The organism is Streptococcus sp. 1F3, assembly GCF_054968985.1.
Genome location: NZ_JBUEQR010000120.1, coordinates 1 through 4854, shown reverse-complemented (window position 1 = coordinate 4854; position 4854 = coordinate 1). Strand labels below are relative to the sequence as shown.

Below are 4854 nucleotides of genomic sequence, written 5' to 3'. Positions count from 1 at the left end.
TTCATTATAAGTCATATGGGACTTTTTTTCTATACTCAAAAAGGCTCCATAATCTCTACAGTGGATTTACCCACTACAGAAATTATAGAGCCATTACTTTTAGCGTACCCTATTTATTCTTGACTGGTAGAAAATGATATTCTGCCTCAAGCGTCTCATCTGTGAAGAGAAATTCTTGCGATTTTCTTGGAGAAGACAATGAAAAGCAGTTGAAAAAGGCTTGGTTTTTTGATACACTAAAGAGAAAGATTGTGAAGGAGATATGATGGCAGATCGTGGCTTGTTAATCGTTTTTTCAGGGCCTTCTGGGGTAGGAAAAGGAACGGTTAGACGTGAGATTTTTGAAAGCTCAGAAAATAAATTTCAATATTCTGTTTCGATGACAACTCGTCCTCAGCGTCCAGGTGAGGTAGATGGTGTGGATTATTTTTTTAGGACTCGTGAGGAGTTTGAAGAGCTAATTCGTCAAGGGCAAATGCTAGAGTATGCAGAGTATGTGGGAAATTACTACGGTACGCCATTGACCTATGTAAATGAGACGCTTGATAAGGGCGTTGATGTCTTTCTTGAAATTGAGGTTCAAGGGGCTTTACAGGTAAAAAAGAAAGTGCCTGATGCAGTCTTTATCTTTTTGACACCGCCTGATTTGGATGAACTACAAGAGCGCCTTGTTGGGAGAGGGACAGACAGTGCAGAGGTAATTGCACAACGGATTGAAAAGGCAAGAGAAGAGATCGCTCTCATGCGTGAATACGATTATGCCATTGTTAATGATGAAGTGCCTTTAGCGGCTGAGCGAGTGAAACGGGTCATTGAGGCGGAACATTTCCGTGTGGATCGTGTTATTGGGCATTATCAAGATATGCTAAAAGAGATAAAAAATTAGAAATTAGGTAAGAGAGATATGATGTTAAAACCGTCTATTGATACGTTATTGGATAAGGTACCTTCAAAATATTCCTTGGTCATCTTAGAAGCAAAACGTGCACATGAATTGGAAGCAGGAGCAAAGGCAACTCAAGAGTTTACTTCTGTCAAATCTACCTTGCGTGCTTTGGAAGAAATCGAATCTGGTCATGTTGTGATTCATCCAGATCCAGAAGCGAAACGTGAAGCAGTTCGTCGTCGCGCAGAAGAAGAACGTCTTCGTCAAGAAGAAGAAGAACGAAAGATTAAAGCGCAGATTGCCAAAGAAAAAGAAGACGGCGATAAGATCTAAGTGGCAAAGCTCAGTTGGCATCCCAACTGGGTTTATTTTGATATCTGCGATTAACTCAAGATACGAGAGCGTTTGATACGGGTTTCACTATTTCCAATCTTTACCAGTCTGGTATAGACTGGTAAAGCAACTCCTAGAAAAATAGACAATCGAAGCAGGTTGTCTTGCAATCAATGAGATTGGTCCTCGCTTTCCAGTTTCTTGGCTCGGGTTAAACGAATCCACTGGATTTGTTTGATTGACAGTGAGTTGTAGTCCGAACTCAGTTAAATCAAGATGTGAGAGCGTTAAAAGCACACAGTGAAAATAGGAAATACGACGAAGAAGCGTCAGCTTCTAGGAGGATTTATCTTTTTCACACAGTGCTTAGCTCGAACTCAATTAAATCAAGATGTGAGAGCGTTAAAAGCACACAGTGAAAATAGGAAATACGATGAAGAAGCGTCAGCTTCTAGGAGGATTTATCTTTTTCACACAGTGCTTAGCTCGAACTCAATTAAATCAAGATGTGAGAGCGTTAAAAGCACACAGTGAAAATAGGAAATACGACGAAGAAGCGTCAGCTTCTAGGAGGATTTATCTTTTTCACACAGTGCTTAGCTCGAACTCAATTAAGATACGAGAGCGTGAAACGAGTAAAGCAAAAATAGGAGGTTTGACGCAGAACCTTTAGGTTCTAGGAAAAACGATCTTTTTTGCACAACTCGTAGCTCGAGTTCAATTAAGATGTGAGGACGTCAAGAGCAAAGTAAAAATAGGAGATTTACGACGTGTTCGATGAATACGAGGAAATCTATCTTTTTTACACAGCTCTTAGTCCGAACTCAGTTACATAAGATGTGAAGCCGTTAAAAACCGAATGAAAAATAGGAGACTGACGCGGTGTTCGATGAACATAAGGAGGTCTCTCTGTTTTCCGAGCTTTTTTCCCGAGTTCAATTCAATGATGAATATAAACGAAATATTTATAATAGAAAGGAGTAAGGATGTTTGCGGAAGTTATTGTTGATGTACCCTTGATGCAGACCGATCGTCCCTACACCTATCATATTCCAGAGGAATTTGAAGCGATGTTACAGATAGGAATGCGGGTCCATGTTCCTTTTGGAAATGGGAATCGGCTCATTCAAGGAATTGTGGTGGGTTTTTCAGAAGGTTCCGCTACTGAGACCAAAGATATCGTAGAGGTGTTGGATTTTTCCCCTGTTTTAAACAGGGAGCAACTATGGTTAGCAGATGAATTGCGAAAAACAGTCTTTTCCTATAAGATTTCCCTCTTAAAAGCCATGCTTCCTAATGTACTTAATTCTTCTTATGACAAGGTGCTTTCACAGGGAGTAGGCTTGTCGGCTGTAGATGAGCAAGCTATTTTTGGTGGTCAAAAGAGTGTGCACTTCTCAGATTTGGATTTGGTGCAGCAGGCGCGGGTTATGCGCTTAGCCCAAGCTGGAAAAATTGTGGTGGACTACCTTGCCAAGGATAAAAAGAAGATTAAGACAGAGAAATGGTATAAGGTGGATCAGAATGCGCTACGGAATATTGAGGTTAGTCAGCGTGCGAAGAAGCGACAGGCTTTAAAAGAAATCTTATCGCAGCAGGAAGGAACAGCACTTCTTGCGAAACTACGGCAGGACTTTTCGGCAGAAACGATTGGCTATTTCCGAGACAAGGGTGTCATTGAGGTGTGGGAAGAAGAAGTTAGCCGTACCCAGGCCTATTTTGATAGGGTAAAAGAAACGAAGCCTTTGCAGCTAAATAGCGAGCAAGCGACGGCGGTTCAAAGGCTTGTTTCAGAGATTGGTCATGCTAGTAGAACCTATCTCTTAGAGGGGGTGACAGGAAGTGGAAAGACCGAGGTTTATTTACAGGTTATTGACCATGTTGTAAAACAAGGAAAAACAGCGATTATGCTGGTGCCTGAAATTTCCTTGACCCCCCAGATGACTAATCGCTTTATTGCTCGTTTTGGTCAGAAAGTAGCAATTTTACATTCGGGCTTGTCAGATGGAGAAAAGTATGATGAGTGGCGCAAGATTGAGCGGGGAGCTGCCCAAGTAGTGATAGGAGCTCGCTCTGCAGTGTTTGCTCCCTTGACCAATATCGGAGCGATTATCATTGATGAGGAACATGAGGCGACTTATAAGCAGGATTCCAATCCCCGCTACCATGCGCGTGATGTGGCAGCATTACGGGCAGATTACAATCAAGCGGTCTTGGTGTTGGGTTCTGCCACTCCGAGTTTGGAAAGTCGTGCTCGGGCTAGCAAGGGGTTATATGGCTTTTTGACCTTGTCCCAGCGTGCCAATCCAAAAGCTCAGATTCCGTCCGTAGAGATCGTTGATTTTCGGGATTATATTGGGCAGCAGGAAGCAAGTACGATTACTCCTGTGCTACTTGAGAAAATCAAGACAAAACTGGCTAAAAAGGAGCAGATCGTCCTGATGCTCAATCGCCGTGGTTATTCGTCTTTTATCATGTGTCGGGATTGTGGGACGGTAGATGAGTGTCCGAATTGTGATATTTCTTTAACCCTCCATATGGATACTAAGACAATGAATTGCCATTATTGTGGTTTTCAAAAGGATATTCCACGTTTTTGTTCCAACTGTCATAGCAAGGCTATTCGGTACTATGGAACAGGTACCCAAAAGGCCTATGATGAGTTGATGGCATTGTTGCCTGGAACACGGATCCTACGTATGGATGTCGATACAACACGAAAAAAAGGTAGTCATGAGAAAATTTTAACAGCTTTTGGACGAGGTGAAGCCGATATCCTCCTTGGGACACAGATGATTGCTAAGGGGTTGGATTTTCCAAATGTGACCTTGGTTGGCGTTTTAAATGCGGATACAGCCTTGAATTTACCTGATTTTCGCTCTGCAGAACGTACCTTTCAGCTCCTTACTCAAGTGGCAGGCAGGGCAGGTCGAGCAGATAAGGTAGGGGAGGTTGTCATTCAGACTTACAATCCTACACATTATGCTATCACTTTTGCTAAGGAACAGGACTATGAAAGCTTTTATCGATATGAAATGGGCATGCGCAGGTCCTGGCGTTACCCACCTTACTACTACACCATTGGGGTGACCTTGTCGCATAAGTCTGAGGAGCTTGTTGTCAAAAAAGCATTTGAGGTGATGAATATGCTGCGGGAGCACCTGAGCGATCACATCCAGTTGCTCGGTCCGACTCCCAAGCCGATTGCACGCACGCATAATCTCTATCATTACCAGATGATTGTCAAATATCGAAAAGAACCGCAATTGGATCAAGTCTTAAATCGTGTGTTGGACTGGACTCAAAAAAGGGAGAATCAAGACCTACGCGTCATCATTGACCATGAACCGCAAAATATGATGTAAGGCAGGGGACCTTCTCCTCCTTTTTATTATAGCTTTTCAATCTACTATACTTTGCTCACTTTATGGCTTTTGTGTTTTGATTGAATTGAGTTCGAGCTAAGCACTGTGTGAAAAAGATAAATCCTCCTAGAAGCTGACGCTTCTTCGTCGTATTTCCTATTTTCACTGTGTGCTTTTAACGCTCTCACATCTTGATTGAATTGAGTTCGGACTAAGAGCTGTGTAAAAAAGATAGATTTCCTCGTGTTCATCGAACACGTCGTAAATCTC

Annotated in this window: 3 protein-coding genes; all 3 read left to right on the top strand. The window is 42.4% G+C overall.

Annotation, left to right across the window (positions count from 1 at the left end):
- Nucleotides 1–262: 262 nt before the first annotated feature.
- The 3 genes from gmk to ACVPON_RS09975 all read left to right on the top strand — a co-directional run bounded on the left by gmk (nucleotide 263) and on the right by ACVPON_RS09975 (nucleotide 4584).
- A complete protein-coding gene (gene gmk, locus ACVPON_RS09985) occupies nucleotides 263–886 on the top strand; it encodes a guanylate kinase (protein ID WP_462878487.1) in 624 nt (207 codons plus the stop codon).
- Nucleotides 887–904: 18 nt separating this feature from the next.
- Nucleotides 905–1219, top strand: a complete 315-nt coding sequence (rpoZ, locus tag ACVPON_RS09980; RefSeq protein ID WP_135029366.1) for a DNA-directed RNA polymerase subunit omega — start codon at nucleotides 905–907, stop codon at nucleotides 1217–1219.
- Nucleotides 1220–2205: 986 nt separating this feature from the next.
- A complete protein-coding gene (locus ACVPON_RS09975; protein WP_462878484.1) occupies nucleotides 2206–4584 on the top strand; it encodes a primosomal protein N' in 2379 nt (792 codons plus the stop codon).
- Nucleotides 4585–4854: the final 270 nt, after the last annotated feature.

Bases quoted from the DNA above. Each gene is read 5' to 3' on its own strand.
- gmk (WP_462878487.1), top strand. From the start codon at position 263: ATGATGGCAGATCGTGGCTTGTTAATCGTTTTTTCAGGGCCTTCTGGG.
- ACVPON_RS09975 (WP_462878484.1), top strand. From the start codon at position 2,206: ATGTTTGCGGAAGTTATTGTTGATGTACCCTTGATGCAGACCGATCGT.
- rpoZ (WP_135029366.1), top strand. From the start codon at position 905: ATGATGTTAAAACCGTCTATTGATACGTTATTGGATAAGGTACCTTCA.